Source organism: Rhodococcus sp. NPDC003348 (assembly GCF_053589375.1).
In genome coordinates, this window is the sequence record NZ_JBSFRT010000055.1 from 1 (window position 1) to 25,291 (window position 25,291).

Sequence of the window (25,291 nt, forward strand, 5' to 3'; positions counted from 1 at the left end):
CGGGCATGGCGGTCAAGGGCATCGACACGATGAACGGCACCGAGGTCAACGACCTCTACTTCACCGACTGCGTGCTGCCCGCCGACGCGGTGGTGCCCTCGATACCGATCACCCGGAATCTCCCGGCCGCGCTCGCCGACAACACTGTCGGCACGTCCCGCCGATCACCGCATAGGACTGTGACTACATGCTCGTTTCCTCCCGTACCCCGTTCGCCCGGGCGCTGGCCGTCGGCGCGTTCGCCGTCGTCACGGCCGGCGTGCTCGCCGGCTGCGGCAGCGACGACTCCACGGCGTCCAGCACACCGACCCTGACCACCGCGGCCGGATCGGGATCGCCGACGGTGCCTCCGCTGGCGACCGGCATCGAGGTGCCCGCCTACACGACGCCGTCGGTGGCGGCGACCGCGCCGCCGGAGACCCCCGAGGCGGTGCCGAGCGGTTTCCCCGGTCCCACCGAGGCGCCCGCGCTCGACGACCGCGGCCGCGCCTACCTGGAGGCGTTGAAGAAGGGCGGGGTGACCCCGGCCGACAACGGCGACATCGCCATCTCGACCGCGAACTACATCTGCGCCGCCAAGGCGAGCAACGTCGCCGACGAGGAGATCCTGGCGTACGTGACCGGTATGGCCGGAGTCGAGGCCGGGTTGTCCGGGGCGACGCCGTCCGAGGAGGACGCCGCCAAGGCCGCGCGTGTCTACATGGACGCCGCGCAGTCCACCTACTGCAAGTAACCGATGTCAGCCGCACGTAAGGCCCGAAGTCGCCTGCTGAGGATGCTGATCGTCCTGATCACCCTGCTGCTGGTGGCGTTGGTCGCGCTGGTGGCCTGGTACCTGCTCGCGGGCCGGGTCCCGAAGCCGCCGGTCACGCCGCCGGGGCCGGAGCGGCCCTCCGCGCAGCCCGCGAGCTGTCCCGACGTCCAGGTGATCGCGATTCCGGGCACCTGGGAGTCCAGCGCGACCGACGATCCGTTCAATCCGACCGCGAACCCGGCCTCGTTGATGCTCAACGTCACGAGGCCGCTGCAGGCCGAGTTCGGTGCCGAGCGCGCGCAGGTGTACACGGTGCCGTACGTGGCGCAGTTCTCGAATCCGATCGCGCTCCCGCCGGACGGTCAGACGTCGTACAACAAGAGTCGTGGCGAGGGCACCGTGAAGACCACCGAGGTGATGGCGGCGATGCACGCCGAGTGCCCGCTGACGAGCTACGTGCTGACCGGGTTCTCCCAGGGTGCGGTGATCGCCGGGGACGTCGCCGCGAGCATCGGCGCGGGCACCGGACCGGTCCCTGCGGACCAGGTGCTCGGGGTCGGCCTGATCGCCGACGGCCGCCGCGACCCTGCCGCTGGGCAGGGCGTCGGGCCGTCGGTCGCCGGTGTGGGCGCGGAACTCTCACTCGCCGGGATCAAGCTGCCCGGGATCACGATGACCGGGGCCAGGCCGGGCGGATTCGGGGCGCTGAACGACCGGGCGGTGCAGATCTGCGCGCCGTCGGACGGGATCTGCGACGCGCCCGGCGAGGCGTTCAAGCCGGGGAACTGGATGGCGAGCCTGTCCCGCCTCCTGGAGTACGTCAACAATCCTGTGCATGCGCTGTACAACAGCTTCGTGGTTGATGGAAACGGCACCACGGCGACTCAGTGGATGACAAACTGGACCGCCGACAAGGTGCGGTCCGCGCCCACCCCTGCTCATGAGTAGGGCCATCCCTGAGCACAAATAGGGGAGGGGTATGAGTAACAGATAGAGTGGCCAACCGGCCACCAGCCGTTTCAGCACCGCCATTTTTCAGGAGAAGTGATAGATGAGTTCCGCCGACGCACCCGCGCCGCGCAAGTTCCGGTTCGCAGCCGGAGGCGAGGGTAACGCCGAGGAGGGCGGGGCGCGGCGCTTCGTCAAACTGGCCCAGAAGGCCGAGGAACTCGGATACGACTCCTTCATGATCCCCGACCACCTGGGCAACCAGGTCGGTCCGATCGCGGCCCTCGGCGCCCTTGCCGTCGCCACCGACAAGATCAGGCTCGGAACGGCCGTGCTGGCCAACGGTTTTCGGCATCCCGCCATCCTCGCGAAGGACGCCGCGACCATCGACGTGCTGTCCGGTGGCCGGCTCGAACTCGGTGTCGGCGCGGGCTGGATGAAGGACGAGTTCGACAAGGCGGGGATCGAGTACGAGCGCCCCGGCGTCCGCATCGAGAAGCTCGAGGAGAGCCTGCAGATCCTGGACACGCTGCTGCGCGGTCAGGAGTGCACCTTCGAGGGCAAGCACTACCGGATCGACGGGCTGAAGGGCAGCCCGCGCCCCCGTCAGGGCCCCCGCCCGCCGATCGCGGTCGGTGGCGGCGGCCCGAAGATGCTGGCCCTCGCCGCCAAGTACGCCGACATCATCTCCGTGGCCTCGCCCAGCAGCAAGGAGGGCAAGATGCTGCTCTCCGGGATCACGATGGAGGCGACCGCCGAGCGGGTGGAGCGTATCCGCGAGGCCGCCGGTGACCGCTTCGGCGACATCGAGCTGAACTGGACGATCACGGCCATCATGCCGACCGACGACCGCGAGTCGATGGCGGAGATGGCGCTGGCCGCGATCGCCAACGGCTACCCGCCGAACATCGAGGCCGATGTCACGCTGACCGTGGAGGACATCTTGAACTCGCCCTATCTGGCGATCGGCACCTACGAGGAGATCGCCGACCAGATCAGGGCTGTTCGCGCCCGCACGTCGATGTCCTACGTCGGCATCTTTCCGACCCAGATGGAAGCATTCGCGCCGGTCATCGCCCAGCTGAAGGGGGAATGACCCGGCCGGGTCTGTAATATTCCGTTGGTTTGGGGTGCGTAGCAGATCGTTGTCGAAACGCGATCTGTGTATTGCCACTAGACATTGTTTGCATGATCCCTCGCGGGAGCAGGGACTGAAGCCCAGCTGTGCGCGATCTCGGCACGTGGGGCTTGCCTTGGAGGAGAAGGTATGAAGAACTTCGATGACTACATCGACGAGTCCGGCCAGATCACGCTGTCGCCGGGCAACACCCTCGTCGACTACGTCGAGCAGCACACTCGGGACAACGCCGACGAGCTGGCATACCGCTACATCGACTACTCCCGCGAACGCGACGGCGAGGTGCACGAGCTCACCTGGACCCAGTTCGGCATCCGGCTGCGCGCCGTCGCCGCCCGCCTGCAGCAGGTGACCAAGCCGGGCGACCGGGTGGCCATCCTCGCCCCGCAGGGGCTCGACTACGTCATCTCGTTCTTCGCCGCCATCCACGCCGGCACCATCGCGGTGCCGCTGTTCGACCCGGACGAGCCCGGGCACACGGACCGCCTGCACGCGGTGCTGGGCGACTGCGAGCCCGCCGCCATCCTCACCGCGACGGAGTCCGCCGCGGGCGTCCGCCAGCTGTTCCGGTCCCTGCCCGCTCCGCAGCGGCCCCGGATCATCGCCGTGGACGCCATCCCGGACACCGTCGGCGAGACCTGGGTCAATCCCAAGCCCGACCTCGACGACATCGCCTACCTGCAGTACACGTCCGGTTCCACCCGCACCCCTGCGGGTGTCGAGATCACCCACCGCGCCGTCGGCACCAACGCGGTGCAGATGGCGGACGCGATCGGGCTGAGCACCGAGTCCCGCGGCGTCACCTGGCTGCCGCTGTTCCACGACATGGGCCTGCTCACGGTGATCCTGCCCGCGCTGGGCGGCAAGTACATCACGATCATGAGCCCCCGCGCGTTCGTGCAGCGCCCGAACCGGTGGATCCGGGAGCTCGCCGCGGTCGCGGACGGGGCAGGCACCTTCGCCGCCGCCCCGAACTTCGCGTTCGAGCACGCCGCCGCGCGCGGACTGCCGAAGAACGGCGAGACCCTCGACCTGTCCAACGTGATCGGCCTGATCAACGGCAGCGAGCCGGTCACCACCTCGTCGATGCGCAAGTTCAACGAGGCGTTCGCGCCGTACGGACTGCCCAAGACCGCGATCAAGCCGTCCTACGGCATGGCGGAGGCGACCCTGTTCGTCTCGACCACCGACCAGGCCGACGAGGCCCGGGTCATCCACGTCGACCGGGACGAGCTCAACCAGGGCCGGATGGTCCAGGTCGCGCAGGACGCGCCGGGCGCGATCCCGCAGGTCTCCTGCGGACACGTCGCACGCAGCCAGTGGGCCGCGATCGTCGACCCGGAGACCGGTGCCGAGGTGCCCGACGAGCATGTCGGTGAGATCTGGCTGCACGGCAACAACATGGGTACCGGCTACTGGGGTCGTGCCGACGAGACCGAGCAGACCTTCCACAACAAGCTCACCGTGCGCCGGCCCGAGGGCAGCAAGGCCGACGGCACGCCCGCCGACGCGAACTGGATGCGCACCGGCGACTACGGCGTCTACGTCGACGGCGAGCTGTACATCACCGGCCGCGTCAAGGACCTGGTGATCGTCGACGGCCGCAACCACTACCCGCAGGACCTCGAGTACTCCGCACAGGAGGCGAGCACCGCACTGCGCCCCGGCTTCGTCGCGGCGTTCGCGGTCCCGGCGAACCAGCTGCCCGCGGAGGTCTTCGAGTTCGGCGCGGCCGGCCTGACCTACGACGCGGACGACTCGTCCGAGCAGCTCGTCGTGGTGGCCGAGCGCGCTCCCGGTGCCGGCAAGGCCGACCCGGTGCCGGTGGCCGACGCGGTGCGCGGTGCCATCTCCAGCCGGCACGGCGTCACCGCCCGCGACGTGCTGCTGGTCCCGGCCGGATCGATCCCGCGCACGTCCAGCGGCAAGATCGCGCGACGCGCCTGCAAGGCTGCGTACATCGAGGGCACCCTGCGCGGCGGCTACCAGCAGACCGCGTTCCCGGACAGCGTCTGAGTCCTGACCGCGTCCCCGACGAGACCTCCGACGACGAGTAGCGTGGTGCACTGATGGCTGAGACAGAGATGACGGTCGCGCAGCTGCGCGAATGGTTGCGCAACTGGGTTGCCGGGGTCACCGGGCAACCGGTCGAGCAGATTTCCGACGACCGCCCGATGGAGGAGTTCGGCCTGTCGTCCCGCGACGCGGTCGCCCTCTCCGGGGAGATCGAGGAGCTGCTCGGCATCACGCTCACCGCCACCGTGGCCTACCAGCACCCGACGATCGCGTCGCTGGCCACGCGGATCATCGAGGGCGAGCCGGACGCGCCGGAGGGCGTCGACGAGGCCGGGTACTACGCGCAGCGCGACACCTCGCAGTCGCACGACGTCGCGATCGTCGGCCTGGCCTCCCGGTTCCCCGGAACCGGCCACACCCCCGACGAGATGTGGCAGCTGCTGATCGAGGGCCGCAATGCGGTCACCGATCTGCCCGAGGGCCGCTGGTCCGAGTTCACGGCCGACCCGCAGATCGCGGACGCGATCGCGAAGGCCAACACCAAGGGCGGCTACCTCGACGACGTGAAGGGCTTCGACGCGGAGTTCTTCGCGATGTCGCCGCTCGAGGTCAAGAACGTCGACCCCCAGCAGCGGCTCGCGCTGGAACTGACGTGGGAGGCGCTCGAACACGCCCACATCCCGGCCAACGAGCTCAAGGGCGAGCAGGTCGGTGTGTTCATCGGCTCCTCGACCAACGACTACCAGCTGCTCGCCGTGAGCGACCCGGTCAACGCCCACCCGTACGCGCTGACCGGGACCTCGACGTCGATCGTGGCCAACCGGGTGTCGTACTTCTACGACTTCCGCGGCCCGTCCGTCGCCATGGACACCGCCTGCTCGTCGTCGCTGGTGGCCGTGCACCAGGCCGTCCGGTCGCTGCGCACCGGCGAATCGGACATCGCACTGGCCGGTGGCGTCAACATGCTGGTCGCCCCCGCCGCCACCCTCGGTTTCGACGAGACCGGTGTGCTCACCGAGGACGGCAGGATCAAGGCGTTCTCCTCCGACGCGAACGGCATCGTCCGCGCCGAGGGCGGCGGACTGGTCGTCCTCAAGCGCCTCGAGGACGCCGAACGCGACGGCGACACCATCCTGGCCGTGATCGCCGGTTCCGCCGTCAACCAGGACGGCCGCTCCAACGGCCTGGCCGCGCCGAACCCCGACGCGCAGGCCGACGTGCTGCGCAGCGCCTACCGCGACGCCGGCATCGCGCCGTCCGGCGTCGACTACATCGAGGCACACGGCACCGGCACCATCCTCGGCGACCCGATCGAGGCCGACGCCCTCGGCCGCGTCGTGGGCCGCGGCCGCGACGCCGACAAGCCGGCGCTGCTCGGCTCGGCGAAGACGAACTTCGGTCACCTCGAGTCCGCGGCCGGTGCCGCCGGCCTGATCAAGGTCGTGCTGGCGATGCAGGAGGACAAGCTCCCTCCGTCGCTGAACTACGCCGGACCCAACCCCTACATCGACTTCGACGGCACCCACCTGCGGGTGATCCCCGAGGCCACCGACTGGCCGCGCTACACCGGTCACGCCATCGCAGGCGTGTCCGGCTTCGGCTTCGGCGGCACCAACGCCCACGTCGTGGTGCGCGAGTACGCGCCCGCGAGTGATCTGGACCCCGATGCGGGTGAAAACGCACAGGCAGCGGAGCTGCTCGACGTCGAGGCCGAAGCCGAGGCCGTGCTGGCCGACGCCGCCGAGTCGATGGGCGTCGAGCCGCTCCCCACGCCGCAGCCGCAGCGCGACGAGCCGCTGCCCGTGCTGCTGCCCGTGTCCGCGTCGATGCCGTCGCGGCGGCGCCGCGCCGCATCCGACCTCGCGGACTGGCTCGAGACCGAGATCGGCAGCACCACCCCGCTCGACGACCTGGCCCGCACCCTGGCCAAGCGCAACCACGGCCGCTCCCGCGCCGTCGTGCTGGCCCGCACCCACGCCGAGGCGATCTCCGGGCTGCGTGCCGTCGCCGCGGGCAAGCCGGGCCCCGGCATCTTCTCCGCGGACGCCCCGGCCACGAAGGGCCCCGTGTGGGTGTTCTCCGGCTTCGGGTCGCAGCACCGCAAGATGGCCAAGCAGCTCTACACCAACAACCCGGTGTTCCGGGCCGCGATCGACCAGGTCGACGAGCTGATCGAGTTCGAGACCGGCTACAAGATGGCCGAGAAGTTCCTCGACGACTCGATCGACTACGACGTCGAGACCTCGCAGGTCGGCATCTTCGCGATTCAGATCGGCCTCGCCGCACTGCTGCGCCACCACGGCGCCCAGCCGGAGGCCGCCGTCGGCCACTCGATGGGCGAGGCCGCGGCCGCGTACGTCACCGGCGGACTCTCGCTCGAGGACGCCGTCCGCGTCATCACCGCCCGCTCCCGCCTGATGGGTGAGGCCGAGGCGACGCTGTCCGGCGACGACATCCGGCTGATGGCGCTCGTCGAGTACAGCGCTGCCGAAATCGAGGCAGTCCTCGGCGACTTCCCGCACCTCGAGGTCTGCGTGTACGCGGCGCCGACCCACACCGTCATCGGCGGTCCCCAGCCCGAGGTCGAGGCGATCGTCGCCCGTGCCGAGGCCGAGGAGAAGATGGGCCGGATCCTGCAGACGAAGGGTGCCAGCCACACCTCGCAGGTCGACCCGATCCTCGGCGAACTGGCCGCGGAACTGGCCGGTATCGAACCGCATCCGCTGACGGTCGGGCTGTACTCGTCGGTCGACAAGGAGACCTTCTACCGCGCCGGCCACGCCCCGCTCCACCCGGTCGAGTACTGGACGAAGGGCATGCGGCACAGCGTGTACTTCACCAACGCCGTGCGGATGGCCGTCGACGCCGGGCACACCACGTTCGTGGAGCTGGCGCCGAACCCGGCGACGCTGATGTCGGTGGCCGCCACGGTCTTCGACGCCGGGGTGCACGACGCCCAGCTGATCCCCACGCTCAAGCGCAAGGAGGACGAGGAGGTCGGCGTCCTCACCGCGCTGGCACAGCTGTACGTGCACGGTCAGCCGGTCGATCTGCCGTCGCTGCTGCCTGCGGGCGGCTACGCGAACCCGCCGCGGACCGCGTTCCTGCGCAAGGAGCACTGGCTCGACGTGCAGGTCAGTGCGTCCGGCTCGGGGCGCCCGCCGGGTGCACACGTCTCGCTGCCCGACGGCAGGCACGTGTGGGAGGTGCCGGCCTCCGCCGTCACCGACCTGACCGCGCTCGTCACTTCCGCTGCCGCGCAGGTGCTTTCGGACGTCACGCTGACCGCCGTCATCGAGCGGGCGGAGCGGCCGACCACCGGTACCCTGACCACGACGCTCGCGCCGCACCCCGGTGGCGGTGCGCTGCAGGTGCACGCCAAGAACGGCGCGGACTTCGCCCTGCTGCTCGACGCGGTCGTCAGCTCCGGCGAGGCACTGCCCGAACCGGTCGTCGCGGCGCCGGCAGAGCGGGCCGGCTCACCGATGGAGGAACTGCCCGAGATCGTCGAATCCTTCGGCGACAAGTGGGATCCCAACGGCAGCCAGACCCTCGAGGATCGGCTGGCGCTGATCGTCGCCGAGTCGATGGGCTACGCGGTCGAGGACCTGCCCGCCGAGATCCCGCTCATCGAGCTGGGACTCGACTCGCTGATGGCGGTGCGGATCAAGAACCGGGTCGAGTACGAGTTCGACATCCCGCAGCTGCAGCTCACGGCGGTGAAGGACGCGAACTTGCGTGAGGTGGAGAAGTACCTCCGCTACGCGATCGAGAACCGCGAGGAGGTCGAGGCGCTCGCCGCGCAGCAGCGTGCCGAGAAGGAAGCGGCCGAGGCCGAGGAAGCCACCGCCGCACTCGATTCCGCGCTCGACGACGAGACCACCAGCCCGGTTGCGGAGGCCGAGGAGATCCTCGCCACTGAAACACCGGACGGCGCCGCCGTCGCCGCCCCGGCCGTCGGCGACGCGTCCGACGAGGACGTCAACGTCCCGCCGCGCGACGCCGCCGAGCGTCTGACGTTCGCCACCTGGGCGGTCGTGACCGGCAAGTCCGCGAAGGGCATCTTCAACATCCTCCCGGTGCTCGACGACGACACCGCGGAGAAGCTCTCGGCCCGCCTGACCGAGCGAGCGGGCGGCGAGGTCAGCTTCGACGACGTGCTCGACTGCGAGACCATCGAGCAGCTCGCCGAGAAGGTGCGACCGCACCTCGAGGACGAGGGCAAGATCGAGGGCCTGGTGCGCGTCCTGCGGGCCCGTCCCGAAGGGTCCTCCGCCGTACCGGTTTTCGTGTTCCACCCGGCCGGCGGCTCCACCGTCGCGTACGAACCGCTCCTGAAGCGGCTGCCCGAGGGCACCCCGATGTACGGCTTCGAACGCACAGAGGGCCCGATCGAGGTGCGCGCCCGCGAGTACCTGCCGCTGATCAAGGAGATCCAGGGTGACGGACCGTACGTGCTGTACGGCTGGTCGCTCGGCGGCGTCCTGTCCTACGCGGTGGCCAGGCTGCTGCGTGACGAGGGCAAGGACGTGCGGGTCGTCGGCCTGATCGACACGGTGATGGCCGGCGAGCAGGTCGAGGACACGCCCGAGGAGATCAAGAAGCGCTGGCAGCGGTACGCCGCGTTCGCGAAGAAGACGTACAACATCGACGCGCCGCTGCCGTACGACAAGCTCGCCGCCGCCGAGACCGACGAGGAGCAGATCAAGATCCTGATGGATCTGCTCAAGGTCAGCGGCGCGAAGATCCCCGGCGGCATCATCGAGCACCAGCGCACGTCGTGGCTGGACAACCGGGCGCTCCAGACCGCGAAGATCGACTCCTACGGCGGCGACGTCGTGCTGTACATGGCCGACAAGTACCACGACGACGCGATCGCGCTCGAACCCGCGTTCAGGACGCGTACACCCGACGGCGGCTGGGGAGACGCCGTCAAGAACCTGGAAGTCATCCACGTCGGCGGTGACCACATCCAGATCGTCGACGAACCGTACATCGCGAAGGTGGGGGCGGACCTGACCAAGAAGCTGGCCGCCATCGAGGCCGAGAACCGGAGTAACTGAGTGAGCACCACCACCGCGGAGAAGCTGGCCGAACTGCACGAGAAGCTCGAGCTCTCGAAGGCGCCGGGCAATCCGAGGGCCATCGAGAAGCGCAAGGCGAAGGGTCTGCCGACACCGCGCGAGCGCATCGACATGCTGCTCGATCCGGGAACGTTCATCGAGTTGGGGCAGCTGGCCCGCCAACCCGGCGACCCGGCCAACCCGTACGGCGACGGCGTCGTCACCGGACACGGCCTCGTCGACGGCCGCCCGGTCGCGGTGTTCGCGCACGACCAGACCGTCTTCGGTGGCGCCGCGGGCGAGATCTTCGGCCGTAAGGTCGCCGCCGTCAACGACTTTGCCGTCAAGATCGGCTGCCCCGTCGTCGGTATCAACGAGTCCGCCGGCGCGCGCATCCAGGACGCGGTGACGTCACTGGCCTGGTACGCCGAGATGGGTCGACGCCAGGAGCCGTTGTCGGGCCTGTGCCCGCAGATCTCGATCATCCTCGGGAAGTGCGCGGGCGGCGCCGTCTACGCGCCGATCAACACCGACGTCGTGATCGCCACCGAAGAGTCGTACATGTTCGTCACCGGACCGGACGTCATCAAGTCCGTCACCGGCGAGGACGTCAGCCTCGACGAACTGGGCGGCGCGCGGAACCAGGTGGAGTACGGCAACATTCACCATGTCGCGCCCGACGAGAAGGCCGCCTTCGAGTGGGCCCGCAAGTACCTGAGCTACATGCCGTCGAGCTGCACCGAGCAGCCGCCGATCATCAACCCGGGCCTGGAACCGGAGATCACCCCGGACGACATCGAGCTGGACACGTTCATGCCCGACGCCGACAACGCCGGCTACGACATGCACGACATCCTGCTGAAGATCTTCGACGACGGCGACTTCCACGAGGTCCGCAGTCAGATGGCGCAGAACGTCATCACCGGGTTCGCCCGCGTCGACGGACGTCCGGTCGGTGTCGTCGCGAACCAGCCGATGTACCTGTCCGGCGCCCTCGATGCCGCCGCGTCCGACAAGGCCGCGCACTTCGTGCGGGTCTGCGACGCCTACAACATCCCGCTGGTGTTCGTCGTCGACACCCCCGGCTTCCTGGTCGGTGTCGAGCAGGAGAAGATCGGCGTCATCAAGCGCGGCGGCCGGTTCCTGTTCGCCTACGTCGAGGCGACGGTCCCGAAGGTCACTGTCGTGGTGCGCAAGTCGTACGGTGGCGGCTACGCGGTGATGGGCTCCAAGCAGCTCGGCGCCGACGTCAACTTCGCCTGGCCGACCGCTCGCATCGCGGTCATGGGCGCCGAGGGTGCCGTGAACATCATCGGCCGCAGGCAGATCGAGGCCGCGGGCGACAACGCGGCGGCCGTGCGCCAGCAGTTGGTGAACTTCTACAACGAGCACGTCGCGACGCCGTACATCGCGGCCGAGCGCGGCTACATCGACGCCGTCATCGACCCGTCGACCACCCGCCTCGAGATCCGCAAGGCCCTGACCCTGCTCCGCGACAAGACGGTTTACCAGAACCCCCGCAAGCACCATCTGCTCCCGTTCTGAGTCGTCGGCGTCCTGAACGTCGGCCTCCCAGCGTGGGCGCAATGTCACATCGTGCGCGTTCAGTGCGCACGCTGTGACATTGCGCCAGCCGGGACGGCGATTACGTCAGGGCGGGGACGGGCGCGCGCCCGCCGGTACGCGGCCTCCAAGTCGGCAACCACCGTCCGAGGTTCGGTCCGCAGCTGTCGAGGCAGATGCGCGACGACAACGATCCCGTGTCGCTCCATCCGGGCGCGGCGACGCATCGTCTGTTCGTGCAGTGCCGGTGACAGGTGATGGGCAAGTGAGTCGATCTCCCAGGCCAGTGCGACCTCGTCGATCCAGCTGTCGGGGCGTGCGATCCATTCGCCGGCCCCGTCGATGACGTCGACGTTGTGCAGCATCGGGGGGAGCCCGGTTCCGGCGTACAGCTTCTGGGCCTCGATCTCCGCCACCGAGTGTGCGTCGCCCGCCAGCTCGCGGACGACCGCACGCGGGACGCCACTGCCGCGGTTCGCGCAATGCTCCAGCTCGCGTGCGAGGTCGTGGACGCTGACATCGCCACGTTGGACCACCGTGGTCAGCAGTGTGCGGCAGGCAGTCGGGTTCGGCGTTCGGCGTGCGGCGTCCATGGCACACCGCGCGATCGGCGCCACCCGGAATCGGCCCCGGTGCACGGAATCGGGAAAGTACCAAGTGCGCTCGACTCTCACGTAGCCGACGTCCTTGCAATGTGTGGTCGCGGGAAGCAGCAGGAGTACATCGTTGTGGGAACCGAATCCGGTGAACCCGTGCAAGTCGAGGCCGGTGTGCGCCGAGAGCACACATTCGGATCCGCCGTAGACCTGTGCGGCGAGCCGTCGCTGCTGTGTTGTCGGCGCCCCGTTGTGGAGTAGGACGACGCCCGGCAGGATCCGCTGCCACGGTCCGGACGCTGCGCTGCGGCGCGTGATCGTGGACCTGGGTACACCGAGCGTCTCGAGCGTCCGGGCGCGAATTACGCCGTCCTGAGAGGCATTCCAGATCACCTGCAGGTCATCGGCCCACTGTCCGCGTTTCACCCTTCGAGGATGCGGGCAACGGCCGTCGCGGAACGGCCCTCATCGACGAACTGTGGATGATCCACAGATTCATCCACAGGTGCAGGGCCGACTACGTGGCTGGCGCAATGTCACATTATGTGCGCTCGGTGAGCACGATGTGACATTGCGCCCACCACGGTGGGGAGGCGGCTGACGGCTACTTGTAGACGCGCATCATGCCCGGGTTCCAGAAGCCGGAGCGGGTCACCTCGGTGGTGTCGATGGTGGCGGCGGTGGCGTCGGGGAAGTACGGGGTGTACCGCTCCAGCGCGCCCCAGTCGCGGCCCCAGTCGTCCTTCAGGTAGGTGGGGACGGTGGAGGCCTCGGCGAGCATCTCGGTCCAGCCGAGCGGGCCGCCGTTCTCCGCGGACTGCCAGGTGTCGGTGGAGCTGACGGCCAGCGGACGGTCCGGCAGGATGCGGAAGTTCGGCACCTCGGCGACGCCGTACTGGTGGTCGAACGGACGCTGGCACGGGAACTGCAGCCCGACCGCCCAGTCCAGCAGCACCGGCTGCTCGGACCCGATGTAGGTGTTCAGGGTCTGCAGCTTCGGTACGCGCGGCGGGGTGAACGCCAACCACTGGTCTCCGGAGAGGATGGGGTCGTTGGCGAGGATCCGGACGGCGTCGGTCTCGGCGGGCAGCTCGTCCAGCGGGATCCGCAGGTTCCGCCACGACGGGGCGGGACCGATGTCCTTGGGCAGGTAGTTGCCGAGGACGGTGACCGACCCGTCGGCCTCGCGGTGCCCGTACTCGAGGCGCAGCGACTGGCCGTAGGTGACTTCGCCGTCCTTGCTCTCGGACCAGATTCGGCCTGCGGCGGAGACGACCACCAGCGGGGCGTCCTCGCTGCGTGCGGGCAGCGCGTACCAGCTCGACGTCAGCAGCGCGGGCTCCTGCACCCCGGACTGGTAGCTGCCGAGCACCGGTGTGGAGGCGGGGTCGAGGCCGAACGGCAGCTTCACCGTCGAACCGTTGACGCCCCGCGCCCCGGTGCCGCCCTCGGTGCCTGCGCCGGCGCCGTTGACGAACGTCGCGCCGACCGACTGGTTGTCGGTGTTGGCCTGCCCCGGCTTGACCTCGGTGTAGTCGGCGGACAGGTCGGAGGGCACCCCGTTCGGTCCGAATCCGGTGGGGTTCACGCCGCCGAGCGGGTCGGCGACGGGGTTCTCGGGGTCGGCGATCGGCTGCAGGCGCCCTGCGTTCGCGTCGGCCTCGGTGAGCACGTCGTCGGCGAGACCGCAGGGGGAGCCGGTGACGGCGTCGATGTTCGACCGGGCCAGCGAGTACGCCGGGTACTGCGCGACGGCGCCCTTGACCAGCGAGAGCACCTCGAAGAGCACCATCAGGGCGGCGACGACGGTCAGCGGCATCGCGGCGAGCGCCTTGATGCGCCTGCCGCGGGTACCGGAGGCCTGGACCTCCTTGCCGATGAAGTCCTCACGGAAGTACTGCCAGGCGACGAGGACCACGGTCAGCAGGAACAGCGCGAGCAGGGCCGTGTTGACCTGGAACCCGGCGAGGGAGATGGTCTTGTCGAACCACGGGATGCCGTAGCTGGAGACGTACCACCAGCCGTTGATGCCGGAGAACGAGAACGCCAGCACCAGTAGCAGACCGGCCGCGAACATGGTGCGGTTGCGCCGCGACCGCAGCGCCGTCGCCGACACCGCGACCGCGGTCAGTGCGCCGAGGGATCCGGCGATGCCGGCGTACGCCCCGAAGTGGTGGGTCCACTTGGTGGGGTTGAACATCATGAAGAAGACGGTGCCGAACACGATGCCGAGCAGTCGCCACGACGGCCCGACTGCGGCGCCGGGCACCCGCTTCCGGCGCAGCAGCACGAACAGGGTGGTGAACAGGCACAGCACCATCACCAGGAACGCGAACCGGCGGGCGACGGATCCGTCGACGGTCTGCACGAACAGGTAGTAGTAGCGGAGGAACTCCTCGTACCAGTGCAGGTTCGGACCGATCAGGGTGCGCACCCGGGTGGCTTCCCGGACCGCGGCGTAGGTCTGGTCGGCGAAGACCGCGATCAACACGATCGCGCCGGAGGCGAGGAGCGGGGCGACCAGCGGCCAGGTGCCCACGCGGCGGTGCCTGCGGACGAGGATGCGGATCATCGGGCGGGCGCCGGCGAGCAGTGCGGCGACACACATCAGGCCGGTGGGGGCGGCGCCGAGCGAGAACGCGGCGATGATGACCGCGACCGCGGCGGGCAGCAGGCGACCGGTGGCGATGGCGCGTTCGACGGAGCACCAGGTCAGCAGGGCGCCGAGCGCGACGATCGGCTCGGGGCGCAGGCCGTTGTTGTAGGGCAGCCAGAAGGCGAGGAACACCAGCCCGCCGGTCCACACCGCGGCCTGGTTGAGGCGGACGGCGCGACCGAGGCGGGGGATCACCTCGCGGCTGATGACCAGCCAGCACAGGATGCCTGCGATCAGCGCGGGCAGCCGCATCCAGGGGCTGGCGGTGGAGACCTTCGCCATCGCGGCGAGCACGTCGTAGTACCACCCGAACGGCGCCTCGGGGACGCCGAACCAACGGAAGTAGTTGGCCATGTATCCGGAGTGCTCGGACACCCGGGCCATGCTGAGCAGGTAACCGTCGTCGGAGGTGTTGGCGCCGACGAAGTGCCACACCAGCAGGGTGCCGACGACGACGCCGTCGAGGGGACGCACCCGCCACCAGTGCGGCGGGAAGAAGCGCCGGGCGCGTCGTCCGTCGATGCCGTCCAGGCGGTGCAGTGCGACGAGCGAAACGATGGTCAGGAGCGCTGCCAGCACCATCGTCATCAGCTTCAGCACGGTCGGGCTGGACGAGAAGCGGGAGTCGATGTTCGCCGTCAGCGACAGGTTCGCGGTGGCGTCATCCTGCAGGTCGGTGAACACGCCGACGATCTGCGGGCGCTCGTCCCCGGTGATGGTGCCGGTGACGGGCTGCCCGTCCACGGTCAGGCCGTCGAAGGTCGCGGTGGTGCCGGTGATGTCGGAGACGATGGTGATCGCCGAGCAGTTTCCGGCTTCGACGGCGTCGCGTGGCGCGGACGCGACCACGGCGTTGCGGTTGACGACGTCGACGCTGGATGCGGTCACCCGCACCAGCAGGGCATTCAGCGGGGCGCCGGTCCCGTCGGGCGGGGCGGTGCCGAGCAGCAGGCCACCGGAGGTGGGGAGGTCCCCGACCAGGCGGCACGGGATCGAGGCGGTCAGGTCGATCGGGACCTGCGCCATCAAAGGTGCGTCGACGCTGCCGATGGTGCCGTCCTGCGGCCAGTTCAGCGTGGCCGCGGTCTGCTTGACCGGCAGGAACGGGGTCGCCACGGCGAACACGAACCCGAGCAGACCCGCGACGATCGCGATCAGCCGGGCGGTCCGGTACTGGGTTCGCGGATCGGGCGAAGGTGCTGGCGCGGGCGCGGGCGCGGTGGCTGTCAGAGCGTCGGACACGGTTGTCGATGGTATGACAGCAACCTGAGTCGCCATCACAGCATCGACAATGCGACTTTTGCCGGGTTCCGTAATGTCACATCGGGGGTCACCAAGATCGCCGATGTGACATTACGGAATCTGTGGGCCTATCGGGCGGCGATCGGGCCCGGCGACCACAGCCCGGACCGCGTCACCGTCTCGGTGTCGACGGTGGCTGTGGTCGCGGACGGGTCCAGCGGCGTGTACCGCTCGAGCGAGCCCCAGTCCCTGGCCCAATCGTGGTTCAGGTAGCTGGGCATGGTCTGCGCGGCCAGCAGCAGGTTCACCCAGCCGAGCGGGCCGCCGCCGACCTTGTCCTGCCAGGCGTTGGTGGAGTCGGCGCCGACCCGGTCGGGCAGGATCCGGAACTCGGGCACCTCGGCGACGCCGTACCGGTGGTCGAACGGGCGCTGGCACGGGAAGGACAGGCCGACGGACCAGTCAAGCAGCACCGGGGCCTGTGAGCCGACGACGTCCTGGAGGGTCCGGGTCTGCGGGACCCGCGGCGGGGTGACCGCCAGCCACTGTTTCGGGGTGAGGTCGTGGTCGTCGGCGACGAGGCGGACCGCGTCGGCGTCGGCGGGAATCAGGTCCATCGGCACCCGCAGGTTCCGCCACGAGGGGGACGGGCCGATGTCGATCGGGGCGATCGCGCCGCCCACCTCGACGTCGCCGCCGGCGGTGCGGGTGCCGTACTCGACGCGGAGGTCCTGGCCGTAGGTGACGATGCCGTCGGGGTCGACGTACCGGATCCGTCCGGCCGCGGTGACCACCAGCAGGGGAGCGTCCGCGCTGCGGGCAGGCAGTGCGTACCAGCCGCTGGTCAGGTGGGCGGGCTGGTCGCTGCCGGAACTGCCGAGGACCGGGGTGGTGGCGGGGTCCAGGCCGAACGGCAATGCGACCGAACTGCCGTTGACGCCCGTGGTCCCGGTGCCGCCGCCGGTCCCGGCCGAGGTGCCGGTGTCGGTGGTGGTGGAAGCGGTGTCGAGGGTGTTGGCGCCGCCGACCGCCTTGTTCTCCTCGTCAGCGGTCAGGTCGACGGGCACCCCGTTGGGGGTGAACCCGGTGTTCTCGCCGCCGCCGAGCGGGTCGGGGCCGGGGGTGAGCGGGGTCAGCATGCCCGCGTTGGCGTCGGGTTCGATCAGCACGTCGTTCGCGAGCGCGCAGGTGTCGCCCGTGAGGGTGTCGAGGTTGGAGCGGGCCACCGAGTACGCCGGGTACTGGGCGACCGCCGCCTTGGCCAGCGAGAGCACCTCGACCAGCACGATGAACGCCGCGGCGACGGTCAGCGGGGACGCGATCAGGGTGCGCAGCCCGGGCCGCACCGGTTCCTCCGGGCCGCGGTACGGCTCGCGCAGGTGCTGCCAGCCGGCGTAGAGCAACGTCAGGACGCTCAGCGCCAGGAACGCGGTCGAGAACGGTTTGCCGCTGATCGACGGGGCCTTGTCCCACCACGGGACGCCGTAGCTGGAGACGTACCACCAGCCGTTCGAGCCGGTGAACGCCAACGCGAGCAGGAACAGCACGCCCGACGCGAACAGGGCCCGGTTGCGGCGCGAGCGGGCGGTGGCGGCGGCGATCCCGACCGCGGTGACCGCGGCGATCGACCCGGCCAGGCCGGCGTACACGCCGAAGTGGTGGGTCCACTTGGTCGGCGTCGACATCATCAGCAGCAGCGAGACGAAGACGATGCCGAGGATGCGACGCGACGGGCCCGCCGCGGTACCGGGGATCCGCCCGCGGCCGCGCAGCAGCAGCATCGCGCACACGATCAGACACAGGATCATGGCGAACACGCCGAAGCGGCGGGCGAGGGAACCGTCGGGGGAGACGTTCAGCAATGCCTCGTACCGCTGGTACTCGCCGAACCAGGACACGTTCGGTCCGATGGCGGTGCGGACCTTGATCGCCTCGAGCACGCCCGCGAGGGTCTGGTCGGCGAAGATCGCGATCAGCACGACGGTGCCTGCCGCGAGGATCGGCGCGAGCAGCGCGGCCACGCCGACGACGCGGGCGCGGGCGACGACGAGCTGCACGAGCGGACGCAGGCTGACGATCAGCGCGGCGACGGCGATGACACCGGTCGGACCGGCGGCCAGGGAGAACGCCGCGATCAGCACGCCGACGGCGGCGGGCAGCATCCGGCCGGTGGCTATGGCCCGTTCGATCGAGCACCAGGTCAGCAGGGCGCCGAGGGCGATCACCGGTTCGGGGCGCAGGCCGTTGTCGAACGGCAGCCAGAACGAGAGGAACACCAGACCGGCGGTCCACACGGCGATCCGGTTGCGCCGCACCGCGCGACCGAGGCGGGGGATCACCTCGCGGCTGATCACCATCCAGCACAGGATCCCGGCGATCAGCGCGGGCAGCCGCATCCAGGTGCTGGCCGTGCCGATCTTCGCCATCGCGGCGAGGACGTCGTAGTACCAGCCGAACGGCGCCTCCGAGACGCCGAACCAGCGGTAGTAGTTGGCCATGTAGCCGGAGTGTTCGGACGCGCGGGCCATGGTCAGCAGGTAGCCGTCGTCGGAGGTGTTGGCGCCGATGAAGTGCCAGACGATCAGGGTGCCGACCACGACGGCGTCGACGCCGGTGAACCGCAGCCAGTGCCGCGGCAGGAAGCGGCGGGCGCGGCGGCCGTCGGTCAGGTCGAGGCGGTGCAACGCGGCCAGCGACAGCAGCGTCGCGAGCACCCCGACGATCATCGCGAGGACCTTGAACGCGGTCGGGCTGGACGAGAACCGGGAGTCGAGGTCGGCGCGGACCTCGAGGCCGGCCGGCGCGGGTCCCTGCAGGTCGGTGAAGAGGCCGACCATCTGGGGTCGCTCGTCGCCGGTGAGTTCGGCGGTGACCGGGGCCCGGCCGTCGGCGGCCTCGAGCCCGGCGAACGTCGCGGTGGTGAGCTCGGCGTCGGAGTGCACCACGAGGGCGGTGCAGCCGGTCATGTCGGCGAGCGGGGCGGCGATCAGCCGGCCGCCGCGCAGGACCACCGAGACGGTGCGGTCGGCGTCCGACCCGACGGTGACGGCCAGCCCGGCCGCGTCGGCGTCGGGGGCGTCCTTCGGGACGGTGGACACGACGGTGCCGACGTCGCCTGGCACGTCCGCGAGCACGGGGCAGGGGATGTGGATGTCGAGGGTCAGCGGTTCGTAGCCGACGAGCGGCGCCTCGACGCCGGTGAGGGTGCCGTTCTGCGGCCACGACATGCTGGCGGCCTGCTGCGAGACCGGAAGCAGCGGGGTCGCGACCGCGAGGAGGAAGCCGAGCAGTCCGGCGACGACGGCGATCAGGCGCGTGGTGCGGGAGGCGCGATGATCGGGGACCGGCTGGGACGTGAGGGCGGCGGGGGCGTCGGACTCGGCGGGCACAAGGACCGATCGTATGGGATGGATTTCGGTGCATCGGCGAGCCCGGCGCCCCCGCGGACCCGGCCTGTCGAACCTTCGCGCACAGACGCCGCCGCCGGTGGTGCGGGAGGGCCGCACCACCGGCGGTGATCCCGGGCCGGGGCGATCGTTGCGAGGGAGCGGTTCCCGACCCGATGGGTTCAGGACTCGAAGTGGAAACCTCCTCCGCCCTCACCACCGGCGCCGCCGCCGGCTTCGCTACCGAAGCTCGGGCCGAGCATCGACGCGATCAGCGAGAACATGGTCGTAAACGACATGAGCGCTCCTGGTATCCGTGGACCGGCACCGGTCGGTGCCCTGCCGTCATTCGACCCGGCGAGGGCGGTATCCGGTGCCGATTCGCGGGCGGTTAGGGGACGGTTGGGGGCGAGTCGGACATCCCCGATCCCCTAGTCGATCCCCCTGTCCGGCGGGCCGCTCGGCGTCAGGCCCGGACCAGGGCCCGCACGTCCCACACCCACACGTCGTCGGCGCGGTGCCCGGGGTCGCGGAGCAGTTCCTGCACGGTCACGCGCAGGGCACGTTCGTTGCCGCCGTGCGGCAGCACCACCACGTCGGCCCGCCAGAACTGCAGGTCGGTGACGGCCTGCGCGCGCATCGCGTCGGTGACGTTCGGGACCGTCCCGGTCTGCTGCACCTGCCCGAGCAGTTGCGCGGTGGGCCGGTCGTCCGGCCCGTACTTGGCCTTCTTGTCGGGGCCGACCGGTCCGACGAAGTAGCCGCCGGCGAGCGGGAATCCGAAGTCGGCCTCGACCTGCCAGCTCAGGGCCCGGGCGTCCTCGGGGCGGGGCAGGGGGACGGTGACGACCGAGCCGTTCCCGACGTACTGGCGCCAACCGCCGTCGCCGAAGAACTGCGGTGCCGCGGCGCGTTGGACCGCGTTCAGCGGCAACGGGGTCAGCGGGAGCAGCGCCACCACGAGCGCCACGGTCCAGGGGATCAGCGTGGCCCGTTCCCGCCGGGCCCGGTCGACGGCCAGTGCCAGCAGCAGTGCGATCGCCGGGATCGCGCCCATCGCGAAGCGGGTCTCGAGCACCGACTCGAACAGTGGCAGCCGTTCGAGCCACGACCACGGCAGGTCGACGCCCGTCCGGTCGCGTCCGACGGTCAGTTCGGCGCCGAGCGAGAGCACGCACATCAGGGCGACGGTGACGGCGGCGGCGCGCGCGACGACGACCCGGCGCAGCCACACCGCGGCGGCGAGGGTGACGACCAGCAGTGGCCACCCGAAGTAGGCGTTCTCCTCGGTGCCGTTGATCGCGACGTCCTGGCCTGGCGTGACGTGTCCACCGACGGACTGCCGCGGGAACTGCAGCAGTGCCTTGAGGTCGTTGCCCATCGGGCCGTGGTCGATGAACCGGTAGCTCTGCGGGCCGAAGAACTGCCACCACAGTGGGCCCGCGGTCAGCAGCAGCGCGATCAGCGCGGCGAGCAGCAGCGGTTTCGCGGCGTTGCGGACGGCCGGGACGATCAGTCGCGGGCGGAACGCGAAGTACGCGGCGGTGAACACCCCGAAGGTCACCGCGGTGATCAGCAGCGGTTCCTCGCCGAGCGCGATCTGCATCGCGACCAGCAGGCCCAGCCAGCAGGCGGTGCGCATGCCCGCGCCGCGGGACAGCCGGATCACGCACCCGAGGATCACCGGAAGCAGTGGCAGGACCACGAAGTTCGGGTGCCCGTTGGCGTGGGAGATCATCGCAGGCGCGAACCCGCAGATCAGACCGCCGACGGTCGCGGCGATCCGGGACACCTCCGCGTACCGGCGCAGGAACCAGTACCAGGCGTACGAGGTGGACGCGAGCCCGACCGTGAGGACCAGCGTCCAGGTGACGGTCGGCCCGAACACCAGGGTGATGGGGGCGAGCGGGACGCTGACCCCGAACATCGCCGTGTTGGCCATCAGGTTCACGCCCTGCGGATAGTTCTGCAGAACCGAGCCGAGTGGGTTGTCGAGGTGGGTGATGGAGCGGGCGGCGAGCGCGAAGAACCACTCCCACATCCGCTGGTCCTGGCCGCTGCCGGTCAGGTACCCGGACGCCGGCAGGCGCCACTGGTTCCACATGACGTACACCGCGAGTGCGGCGAATCCGCCCGCGACCAGCACGTCGGGACGTGCCGGACGCAGCCGTCGGCGTGCGGGCGCGGTCGCGGTCCCGGGGTGAGGGTCCGCGACCGTCGAGGGTGCGTCCGCTGGTACTGCCATTCACCATTCCCGTCGATCGGTCCGGTCGGGTTGCCGACCGGTCACGGTACCGACCGACGCTGGGAATCGCCTGCGGGTGGAAGCGCGGGGGTGGTTTCCGCCGTCAGACCCGCACCGGGCGCCAGGTGGAGACTGCCCAGATCACCACGATGTCGATGGCGATGATGAGGATCGACCACCACGGGTAGTACGGGATCCACAGGAAGTTGGCAATGATGGAGATCGCGGCGACCACGATCGCGGCGACCCGCGCCCACGTCGCCCCGGTGAACAGTGCGAGGCCGACCAGCGCGACGATCGCGCCGAGCACGATGTGCACCCATCCCCACGTGGTCAGATCGAACTTGTAGACGTAGTCGATGCCGACCACGAACATTTCGTCCTCGGCGACCGCGGCTATGCCCTGGAGGACCTGGATGACGCCCACTGTCACCAGGAGAATGGCCGCCCCGATCGAGGTGCCTGTCGCAACTTCCTGCTTGACCGACGAGTCCGCGGCCATGGCTGTCCCCTTTCGTGCAAGAGGTTCGTCACGCTGTCCGGTGCGCCCATTGTCCGCCGATCCGTACACCGTCAGGGGCCGTTTCCGGAATCGGGTACCTGGTCGTTATCAATTGGGTAGGGCACACCTCTGCCGCACCTCCTACTACGCGATCCGAAGCGCCAGGGAGTGGGCGGACGGTCGCCTCGACGGAGGTCGGTGCCGGATGACGCCGACGCCCACCGCCGTCGACGGCGGCACCGATCATGCGCTGGAACCGGTCAACCTGCACGTGTGGGGGCAGGTGTCGGCCGCGCTCGCCGGACGCTGCGACGGCGAGTTCGTCGACGACCGCGACGGGGCGTTCACCGCCGAGCAGACGCTCTTCCCGAACGGGCGCTGATCCTGCCGTTCCGTCTGGTCACGACGCGATGTCGCGCGCGGACGGTGGGTCGGCGAGGGCGTCGGCGACCCGGTCCAGGGACAGGTCGAGGACCCGGGCGAGGGCGGAGACGGTGAAGAACGCGGGCGTCGCGATCCGGCCGGTCTCGATCTTGCGCAGGGTTTCGACGGAGATGCCGGCCTCGGCGGCGACGTCGACCATGCTGGCCGGACCGCGCGCCGAGCGCAGCAGTTCGCCGAGTCGTCGGCCCCGTTCGATCTCCTCCGCCGTCAGCGGCACGCGCACCATGTGCCTATAGTAATACCGGTATTGTTATTCGTATCGGGAGGTTGCAGTGGTCGAGTTGAAGTCGCCGGGAGAGATCGCCGCCATGCGCGAGGCGGGGAGGGTCGTCGCCTCGGCACTCGCCGCCGCCCGCGCCGTCGCTGCGGTCGGCGTGAGCCTGCGCGAGCTCGACGACGCCGCGGCCGCGGTCATCTCCGATGCCGGGGCGCGGCCGGCGTTCCTCGGCTACCGGCCGGAGTGGGCGCCGAGCCGGTTCCCCGGCGTGGTGTGTGTGAGCGTCAACGACGCCGTCGTGCACGGGATCCCGACGGACGCGCGGCTCGCCGACGGTGACCTCGTCAGCCTCGACTGCGGGGCGTACCTCGACGGATGGTGCGGCGACTCGGCGATCAGCTTCGTGGTGGGCGCCGCCGACCCGGAGGACCTGGGCCTGATCGCGGACACGGAGACGGCGCTCGAACGAGGGATCTCCGCGGCGCTCGCCGGTAATCGGATCGGCGACATCGCCGCCGCGATCGGCTCGTACGCCCGCGCCCGCGGTCGTGGGCTGCTCGCGGACCACGGCGGCCACGGCATCGGCCGCGCCATGCACGAGGATCCGGACGTGCCGAACGAGGGACGCGCCGGTCGCGGCATGCGGCTGCGTCCCGGGCTGGTGCTCGCGATCGAACCCATGCTCATCGACGGCGGCACCGACGACTATCGGCACGACCCAGACGGGTGGACGCTGCGCACCCTCAGCGGTTCGCGGGCGGCGCACTGCGAGCACACCGTCGCGGTCACCGAGGACGGACCGGTGGTGCTGACCGCGGCCTGACTCGCTGCGATGAGTTTTGCCGCGCCCGCGGGTCTGTACTCCGACGACCGATCACGGAAGGGTGGGGCGCATGACTGAGGCGCATGGTGCAGTTCGGGACGAGTTCACTCCGCAGGCGGAGCAGTACCGGCGGGAGCTGCTCGCGCACTGTTACCGGATGTCGGGATCCGTGCACGAGGCGGAGGACCTGGTGCAGGAGACCTACCTCAAGGCGTGGCGCGCCTACGACAAGTTCGAGGGACGCTCCTCGCTGCGTACCTGGCTGTACCGGATCGCGACGACCACCTGTTTGACCGCGCTGGAGTCGAAGGGCCGGCGGCCGTTGCCGACCGGGCTCGGCGCACCGAGTTCCGACCCGGTCGACGACCTCGTCACCCGCGAGGAGGTGCCGTGGCTCGAACCGATCCCGGACGAGATGCTCGGGGTCGCCGCGTCCGATCCGGCCACGGTCGCGACCTCACGTGAGAGCCTGCGGCTGGCGCTGATCGCGTCGCTGCAGTTCCTGCCGCCCAAGCAGCGGGCGGTGCTGATCCTGCGGGAGGTGCTGGCCTGGCCGGCTGCCGATGTCGCGGAACTGCTCGACACCAGCACCGCCGCCGTCAACAGTGCGCTGCAGCGGGCCCGGGCGCAGATCGCGCAGGCATCCCCGACCGAGGACGCGGTCGTCGAGCCCGTGGAGCCCGAGCAGCGCGCGCTGCTCGACAAGTACATGGCCGCGTTCGAGAACTACGACATGGCCGCGCTGACGGAGCTGTTCACCCAGGACGCGGTGTGGGAGATGCCGCCGTTCGTCGGCTGGTACCAGGGTCCGGCGGCGATCCGCAGCCTCATCGAGAACAACTGTCCCGCAAGCGGTGCCGGCGACATGCGGCTGGTGCCGACGGTGTCGAACGGGCAGCCGGCGTTCGGTCTGTACATGCGCGGCGAGGACGGGGTGCACCGCGCCTTCCAACTGCAGGTGGTCTCGCTCGGGCCGTCCGGCATCGGGCACGTGACGGTGTTCTTCGACCTGTCGCTGTTCGCGAAGTTCGGGTTGCCGGACACGCTGCCCGGTAGCGCCGGGGAGACGCTGCCCTCGATCTCGAATCCGGCGACATGACGGCCGGGCAGATCGCCCGACCGCTCGCGGACCCGGTCGTGCTGCTCGAGTGCGCGGTTCGGTACACGGAGGGAAGCCTGGCGCTGGTGAGGGCGTCCGATCTGTCGCGTCCGACCCCGTGCTCGGAGTGGAACCTGCGGGATCTGTTGGGGCACATGAACGAGTCGCTCGTGGTCCTCGAGGAGGCGGTGCTGGACCGGGCGGTCGTGCTGTATCCCGCCGCCGCGCCCGACATCTCGGCCGATCCCGTTGCCGCGCTGCAGCATCGGGCCTGCCGGATGGTGAGGTCATGGGCACGGTCGAGGGATCGTGGTGACATCCGGGTCGGTGGCGCCCCCCTGTCCTCCGATTTCGCCGCCGCGGCGGGGGCGCTGGAGGTCGCGGTGCACGGGTGGGATGTCGCGCAGGCGGTCGGAAGGCACCGGCCGTTCCCTCCCGAGCTGGCCCTCGAACTTCATTCCTGCGCAGACATTTTCGTGACCGATGCGGACCGGCCCGCGCGCTTCGCCGCACCGGTCCCGGTGCCGCCGTGGGCGGGACCGGGGGAGCGGCTGGTCGCCCGGCTCGGCCGCGTCGGAGACCGCTGACGCCGCGGCCGG

At 70.1% G+C, this 25,291-nt stretch carries 16 protein-coding genes; 10 read left to right on the plus strand and 6 right to left on the minus strand.

The window, feature by feature from the left end; translation table 11 throughout:
* Window positions 1-187: 187 nt before the first annotated feature.
* From ACWDU4_RS25485 to ACWDU4_RS25510, 6 genes are all read left to right on the plus strand, one after another.
* Window positions 188-733 carry a DUF732 domain-containing protein gene (locus ACWDU4_RS25485; protein ID WP_450116733.1) on the plus strand — a complete coding sequence of 182 codons (546 nt, stop codon included), beginning with the start codon at window positions 188-190 and terminating at the stop codon, window positions 731-733.
* A 3-nt stretch (window positions 734-736) separates the two neighbouring features.
* Entirely contained in the window at window positions 737-1,702 is a 966-nt protein-coding gene (locus ACWDU4_RS25490; protein ID WP_450116734.1) for a cutinase family protein, read from the plus strand.
* A 103-nt stretch (window positions 1,703-1,805) separates the two neighbouring features.
* Complete coding sequence (locus tag ACWDU4_RS25495; protein ID WP_450116735.1) at window positions 1,806-2,798, plus strand: LLM class F420-dependent oxidoreductase; 993 nt, start codon at window positions 1,806-1,808, stop codon at window positions 2,796-2,798.
* Between the two features lie 171 nt (window positions 2,799-2,969).
* Window positions 2,970-4,856, plus strand: coding sequence for a long-chain-fatty-acid--AMP ligase FadD32 (fadD32, locus tag ACWDU4_RS25500; RefSeq protein ID WP_450116736.1), 1,887 nt, complete (start codon window positions 2,970-2,972; stop codon window positions 4,854-4,856).
* A gap of 68 nt (window positions 4,857-4,924) precedes the next feature.
* A complete protein-coding gene (gene pks13 / locus ACWDU4_RS25505; protein ID WP_450116759.1) occupies window positions 4,925-9,919 on the plus strand; it encodes a polyketide synthase Pks13 in 4,995 nt (1,664 codons plus the stop codon).
* A complete protein-coding gene (locus tag ACWDU4_RS25510; RefSeq protein ID WP_450116737.1) occupies window positions 9,920-11,464 on the plus strand; it encodes an acyl-CoA carboxylase subunit beta in 1,545 nt (514 codons plus the stop codon). It abuts the gene before it with no gap.
* Window positions 11,465-11,523: 59 nt separating this feature from the next.
* Here the strand turns inward: ACWDU4_RS25510 and ACWDU4_RS25515 are convergent, their stop codons facing one another.
* The 5 genes from ACWDU4_RS25515 to ACWDU4_RS25535 form a co-directional block, all read right to left on the minus strand.
* Complete coding sequence (locus tag ACWDU4_RS25515; protein ID WP_450116738.1) at window positions 11,524-12,504, minus strand: hypothetical protein; 981 nt, start codon at window positions 12,502-12,504, stop codon at window positions 11,524-11,526.
* 178 nt (window positions 12,505-12,682) lie between these two features.
* Complete coding sequence (locus ACWDU4_RS25520) at window positions 12,683-16,012, minus strand: arabinosyltransferase domain-containing protein (RefSeq protein ID WP_450116739.1); 3,330 nt, start codon at window positions 16,010-16,012, stop codon at window positions 12,683-12,685.
* A gap of 92 nt (window positions 16,013-16,104) precedes the next feature.
* Complete coding sequence (locus tag ACWDU4_RS25525; RefSeq protein WP_450116740.1) at window positions 16,105-19,365, minus strand: arabinosyltransferase domain-containing protein; 3,261 nt, start codon at window positions 19,363-19,365, stop codon at window positions 16,105-16,107.
* Between the two features lie 463 nt (window positions 19,366-19,828).
* On the minus strand, window positions 19,829-21,607 hold the full coding sequence (locus ACWDU4_RS25530) for a glycosyl transferase (protein WP_450116741.1): 1,779 nt from the start codon (window positions 21,605-21,607) through the stop codon (window positions 19,829-19,831).
* Window positions 21,608-21,710: 103 nt separating this feature from the next.
* Window positions 21,711-22,109, minus strand: a complete 399-nt coding sequence (locus tag ACWDU4_RS25535) for a DUF7144 family membrane protein (protein ID WP_450116742.1) — start codon at window positions 22,107-22,109, stop codon at window positions 21,711-21,713.
* A 205-nt stretch (window positions 22,110-22,314) separates the two neighbouring features.
* Between ACWDU4_RS25535 and ACWDU4_RS25540 the strand changes: the two genes are divergently transcribed.
* Complete coding sequence (locus ACWDU4_RS25540; protein ID WP_450116743.1) at window positions 22,315-22,491, plus strand: hypothetical protein; 177 nt, start codon at window positions 22,315-22,317, stop codon at window positions 22,489-22,491.
* 18 nt (window positions 22,492-22,509) lie between these two features.
* On the opposite strand, the gene ACWDU4_RS25545 is transcribed toward ACWDU4_RS25540, so the two are convergent.
* On the minus strand, window positions 22,510-22,779 hold the full coding sequence (locus ACWDU4_RS25545; protein WP_450116744.1) for a helix-turn-helix domain-containing protein: 270 nt from the start codon (window positions 22,777-22,779) through the stop codon (window positions 22,510-22,512).
* Between the two features lie 46 nt (window positions 22,780-22,825).
* Between ACWDU4_RS25545 and map the strand changes: the two genes are divergently transcribed.
* The 3 genes from map to ACWDU4_RS25560 all read left to right on the plus strand — a co-directional run bounded on the left by map (window position 22,826) and on the right by ACWDU4_RS25560 (window position 25,279).
* A complete protein-coding gene (gene map / locus ACWDU4_RS25550; protein ID WP_450116745.1) occupies window positions 22,826-23,593 on the plus strand; it encodes a type I methionyl aminopeptidase in 768 nt (255 codons plus the stop codon).
* A 70-nt stretch (window positions 23,594-23,663) separates the two neighbouring features.
* Entirely contained in the window at window positions 23,664-24,692 is a 1,029-nt protein-coding gene (locus ACWDU4_RS25555) for a sigma-70 family RNA polymerase sigma factor (protein ID WP_450116746.1), read from the plus strand.
* Window positions 24,689-25,279, plus strand: coding sequence for a TIGR03086 family metal-binding protein (locus ACWDU4_RS25560; RefSeq protein ID WP_450116747.1), 591 nt, complete (start codon window positions 24,689-24,691; stop codon window positions 25,277-25,279). Before ACWDU4_RS25555 ends, ACWDU4_RS25560 begins: the two co-directional genes overlap by 4 nt.
* Window positions 25,280-25,291: the final 12 nt, after the last annotated feature.

Excerpts from the sequence above, each read along its gene's own strand:
- ACWDU4_RS25485 (WP_450116733.1), top strand. The coding sequence starts at position 188 with ATGCTCGTTTCCTCCCGTACCCCGTTCGCCCGGGCGCTGGCCGTCGGC.
- ACWDU4_RS25490 (WP_450116734.1), top strand. The coding sequence starts at position 737 with ATGTCAGCCGCACGTAAGGCCCGAAGTCGCCTGCTGAGGATGCTGATC.
- ACWDU4_RS25495 (WP_450116735.1), top strand. The coding sequence starts at position 1,806 with ATGAGTTCCGCCGACGCACCCGCGCCGCGCAAGTTCCGGTTCGCAGCC.
- fadD32 (WP_450116736.1), top strand. The coding sequence starts at position 2,970 with ATGAAGAACTTCGATGACTACATCGACGAGTCCGGCCAGATCACGCTG.
- pks13 (WP_450116759.1), top strand. The coding sequence starts at position 4,925 with ATGACGGTCGCGCAGCTGCGCGAATGGTTGCGCAACTGGGTTGCCGGG.
- ACWDU4_RS25520 (WP_450116739.1), bottom strand. The coding sequence starts at position 16,012 with ATGGCGACTCAGGTTGCTGTCATACCATCGACAACCGTGTCCGACGCT.
- ACWDU4_RS25530 (WP_450116741.1), bottom strand. The coding sequence starts at position 21,607 with ATGGCAGTACCAGCGGACGCACCCTCGACGGTCGCGGACCCTCACCCC.
- ACWDU4_RS25535 (WP_450116742.1), bottom strand. The coding sequence starts at position 22,109 with ATGGCCGCGGACTCGTCGGTCAAGCAGGAAGTTGCGACAGGCACCTCG.
- ACWDU4_RS25540 (WP_450116743.1), top strand. The coding sequence starts at position 22,315 with ATGACGCCGACGCCCACCGCCGTCGACGGCGGCACCGATCATGCGCTG.
- ACWDU4_RS25545 (WP_450116744.1), bottom strand. The coding sequence starts at position 22,779 with ATGGTGCGCGTGCCGCTGACGGCGGAGGAGATCGAACGGGGCCGACGA.
- ACWDU4_RS25555 (WP_450116746.1), top strand. The coding sequence starts at position 23,664 with ATGACTGAGGCGCATGGTGCAGTTCGGGACGAGTTCACTCCGCAGGCG.
- ACWDU4_RS25560 (WP_450116747.1), top strand. The coding sequence starts at position 24,689 with ATGACGGCCGGGCAGATCGCCCGACCGCTCGCGGACCCGGTCGTGCTG.